General features: G+C 73.5%; 4 protein-coding genes. 1 reads left to right on the forward strand and 3 read right to left on the reverse strand.

Annotated features, from left to right (window positions below):
- Positions 1 to 92 precede the first annotated feature (92 nt).
- Both DKL51_RS35335 and DKL51_RS29345 read right to left on the reverse strand, forming a co-directional pair.
- The gene (locus DKL51_RS35335; RefSeq protein WP_165823035.1) at positions 93 to 260 is read right to left on the reverse strand and encodes a hypothetical protein; all 168 of its coding nucleotides are present in this window, start codon (positions 258 to 260) and stop codon (positions 93 to 95) included.
- 102 nt (positions 261 to 362) lie between these two features.
- Complete coding sequence (locus DKL51_RS29345; protein WP_109943143.1) at positions 363 to 710, reverse strand: GroES family chaperonin; 348 nt, start codon at positions 708 to 710, stop codon at positions 363 to 365.
- 155 nt (positions 711 to 865) lie between these two features.
- Here DKL51_RS29345 and DKL51_RS29350 point away from each other — a divergent pair, with 155 nt between their 5' ends.
- On the forward strand, positions 866 to 2,164 hold the full coding sequence (locus DKL51_RS29350) for an AI-2E family transporter (protein WP_423790614.1): 1,299 nt from the start codon (positions 866 to 868) through the stop codon (positions 2,162 to 2,164).
- A 6-nt stretch (positions 2,165 to 2,170) separates the two neighbouring features.
- Here DKL51_RS29350 and DKL51_RS29355 read toward each other — a convergent pair.
- Positions 2,171 to 2,913: ATP-dependent DNA helicase (locus DKL51_RS29355; RefSeq protein WP_260428706.1), on the reverse strand; the 743-nt coding region annotated here is incomplete at its 5' end.

A 2,913-nucleotide genomic window follows, 5' to 3' on the forward strand; every position in this document is an offset into this window, starting at 1 on the left:
ACCCGGCCGGCTACGGCCCGCCCGGCTGGTACGGCCCCCGGCCGGCCGCCCCCTGGCCGCCCGGCGCCTGACCGCGCCACGTTCCGCCGGGGTCAGGTCATCATGCCGGTCAGAAAGTCACCGAGGCCCTGGAAGATCGCCATCAGGGCCGCGCCGATGGCCTTGAACAGCTGAGCGGCTCCGTCCGGCCGGAACGCCATAAAGAAGATCATGAACGCGATGAAGCCCCAGAACAGCAGCTTCCTCAGGAGTTCCGGCATCATCCCTCCCCAGGGCCCGGGTCGGCGCTGGCTTCCCCGGGAGGGAGAACCCAAACGGCGCGGCCGGTGCCGGGGTGGGTCCTCGGCGCGCCGCCGGGCCGGCTAGAGGTAGAGCCCGGTGGAGCCGGTGGGCTCGTTCTCCACCCGCTCGGCGGCGACGGCGTGCACGTCGCGCTCGCGCAGCAGGACGTACCCCCGGCCGTGCAGCTCGACCTCGGAGCGGTCGTCGGGGTCGAAGAGCACCCGGTCGCCGGAGACGATCGAGCGGACGTGCGGGCCCACGCCCACGGCGATGGCCCAGGCCAGGCGCTTGCCCACCGCCGCGGTGGCCGGGATCACGATGCCGGCGGTGGAGCGACGCTCACCCTCGCTGCCCTCCATGCGCACCAGCACGCGGTCGTGCAGCAGGCGGATCGGCAGGCCGGAGTCGAGGTTCTGGTCGGCGGTCACGCCGGAGACGGTACCCGGTCGGCCGACGCCGCTCCTTCGGTGGTTACGCGCAGATCGCCGGGGGCAATGTGTGGCGGAACCGCCCTACGGTGGGGTGGACGGACGTATCCTGTCCCCCCTTGTGTCGTGGGCGGACGCTTCTGCAGGAGGTGCGCTTGAGCCGCTTCGAGCGGGTACGTGGACGGCTGCGCCGCGCGTACGAGTCCGGACGCGATTCGGTGAGCGCGGGCCGTGTCCGGGACGCGGACCCGCCGGAGGAGTCGGGGGTGGCCTCGCCGGTCTCGCCCGGTCCGGCGGCCCCGTCCTCGGCGACCGTGGTCGGGGTGGAGCAGCCCGCCGCCCTGCACACCTCCACCACCAGCCGGGACGACGCCGACGTGCCGCACGCGCTGCGGATCGCCGCCGCCTGGTCGTGGCGGCTCATCGTGATCGGCCTGGTGGCCTGGGCGCTGCTGCGGATCGTCGGCACCATCCGGATCGTGATCATCCCGCTGACGGTCGCGCTGCTGCTCTCCGCGTTGCTCGCCCCGGCGGTCGGCTGGCTGCTCCGGGCCCGCTTCCCGAGGTCGTTGGCGACCGGGGTGGTGCTGGTCGGCGGCCTGGCCGCGGTGATCGGCACGCTGACCCTGGTGGTGAACGAGTTCATCCAGGGCGTGCCCGAGCTGAGTGACAAGTCGTCGCAGGGCGTCCGGCAGATCCAGAACTGGCTCAAGACCGGCCCGCTGCACCTCTCCGACAGCCAGCTCAACCGCTACATCGACGAGGCGCAGGGCTGGATCAACGGCAACACCTCGAAGGTCACCAGCGGGGCGCTGTCCACCGCCGCCACCCTGGCCGAGGTGCTGACCGGCACCATCCTGGTGCTCTTCGCCACCTTCTTCTTCCTCCGGGACGGCAAGCAGATCTGGCGGTTCCTGGTCCGGCTGCTGCCGGTGACCGCCAGGTGGAAGGTCGACGACGCCGGCAGGGCGTCCTGGGCGACGCTGGGCGCGTACGTCCGGGCCACCGTGCTGGTCGCGTTCATCGACGCGGTCGGCATCGGGATCTTCCTGGTCATCTTCCACATCCCGTTCGCCTTCCCGCTGGCCGCGCTGGTCTTCCTGGGGGCGTTCATCCCGATCGTCGGGGCGGCCCTCTCCGGCGTCGTGGCGGTGCTGGTGGCGCTCGTCGACAGCGGTCCGGTGACCGCGTTGATCATCCTCGGCGCGGTGATCGGCGTGCAGCAGTTGGAGGGGCACGTGCTCCAGCCGCTGATCATGGGCCGGGCGGTGGCCATCCACCCGCTCGCGGTGATCATCGGCATCGCCGCCGGCGTGGTCCTCGCCGGCATCGCCGGCGCCCTGGTCGCGGTGCCGCTGATCGCGGTGCTCAACACGGCGATCCGCCGGCTCGCCGCCCGGACCGTGCCGGAGACCCCACCGGACGCGGTGGTGGTCGCCTCGCAGACGCCCTGACCTCGGTCAGCTCTTTCCGAGGCGCTCCAGCGCGCCCCGGGCAACGTCCGACCGGGTGGTGTACCAGAACGGCGGCAGCGAGCGCCGCAGGAACGGGCCGTACCCGCGGGCGGTCTCCAGCCGGGAGTCGAGCACCGCGACGACGCCCCGGTCGCCGGTGGCCCGGATCAGCCGGCCGACACCCTGAGCCAGCCGGACCGCCGCGATCGGCACGCTCACCGCGGCGAAGCCGGAACCGCCGCTGGCGTCCACCGCCGCCGCCCGGGCCGCGGCGAGCGGCTCGTCGGGGCGGGGGAAGGGCAGCCGGTCGATCACCACGAGCTGGCAGGAGTCGCCGGGGACGTCCACGCCCTGCCAGAGCGACATCACCCCGAACAGGCAGCTCGACCGCTCCTCCCGGAACCGGCGGACCAGCAGCGGCAGCGCCTCCTCGCCCTGGAGCAGCACCGGCAGGTCGGTCCGCGCCCGGAGCAGCTCCGCCGCCTGCTGCGCGGCCCGCCGGGAGGAGAAGAGCCCGAGGGTACGCCCACCGAGCGCCCCCACCAGCGCCAGCAGTTCCTCACCGGCCGCCTCGGGCAGCCCGGAGACGCTGGGCCGGGGCAGGTGCGCGGCGACGTAGAGGATGCCCTGCCGGGCGTAGTCGAACGGGGAGCCGACGTCGAGCGAGCGCCACCAGCACCGCCACGACGCCGGAGAGGGCCGCCCCGACGATCGGGATGAACGCCCCCAGGAAGACCAGCGCGGCCAGC

It is taken from the genome of Micromonospora globispora, from assembly GCF_003857015.1.
Taxonomy (GTDB): Bacteria; Actinomycetota; Actinomycetes; order Mycobacteriales; family Micromonosporaceae; genus Micromonospora; species Micromonospora globispora.